Annotated in this window: 1 protein-coding gene; it reads left to right on the forward strand. The window is 68.2% G+C overall.

Features of this window, described 5'->3' with window-relative positions; all coding sequences use genetic code 11:
* On the forward strand, positions 1-972 hold a 972-nt coding region (gene glnII / locus ACTWQR_RS55795), incomplete at its 5' end, for a glutamine synthetase (protein ID WP_443235026.1).

Consider the following 972-nt stretch of genomic DNA (forward strand, 5'->3'; position numbering starts at 1 on the left):
CGTTCGAAGACGAAGATTATGGCCGACGACGCCAAGGGTGCCGAGCTGCCGATCTGGGGCTTCGACGGGTCCTCCACGAACCAGGCCGAGGGTCACGCCTCCGACCGCGTGCTCAAGCCGGTCGCCTCCTACCCGGACCCGATCCGCGGTGGCGACGACGTCCTCGTCATGTGCGAGGTCCTCAACATCGACATGACGCCGCACGAGTCCAACACGCGTGCCGCGCTGGTCGAGGTCTCGGACAAGTTCGCCGCGCAGGAGCCGATCTTCGGCATCGAGCAGGAGTACACCTTCTTCAAGGGCTCGCGCCCGCTCGGCTTCCCCGAGGGCGGCTTCCCGGCCGCGCAGGGCGGCTACTACTGCGGCGTCGGCGCCGACGAGATCTTCGGCCGCGACATCGTCGAGGCCCACCTGGAGAACTGCCTCAAGGCGGGCCTGGCCATCTCCGGCATCAACGCCGAGGTCATGCCCGGCCAGTGGGAGTTCCAGGTCGGCCCGGTCTCCCCGCTGGAGGTCTCCGACCAGCTGTGGATGGCCCGCTGGCTGCTCTACCGCACCGCCGAGGACTTCAACGTCTCCGCGACCCTGGACCCCAAGCCGGTCAAGGGCGACTGGAACGGCGCCGGCGCCCACACCAACTTCTCCACCAAGGCGATGCGCGAGGGCTACGACGCCATCATCACCGCCTGCGAGTCGCTGGGCGAGGGCTCCAAGCCCATGGACCACGTCAAGAACTACGGCGCCGGCATCGACGACCGCCTGACCGGTCTGCACGAGACCGCCCCGTGGAACGAGTACTCCTACGGCGTCTCCAACCGCGGCGCCTCGGTCCGTATCCCGTGGCAGGTCGAGAAGGACGGCAAGGGCTACATCGAGGACCGCCGCCCGAACGCCAACGTCGACCCGTACGTCGTCACACGCCTGATCGTCGACACCTGCTGCACCGCCCTGGACAAGGCCGGCCAGATCTGA

This window comes from Streptomyces sp. 2A115, from assembly GCF_052245575.1.
Taxonomy (GTDB): Bacteria; Actinomycetota; Actinomycetes; order Streptomycetales; family Streptomycetaceae; genus Streptomyces.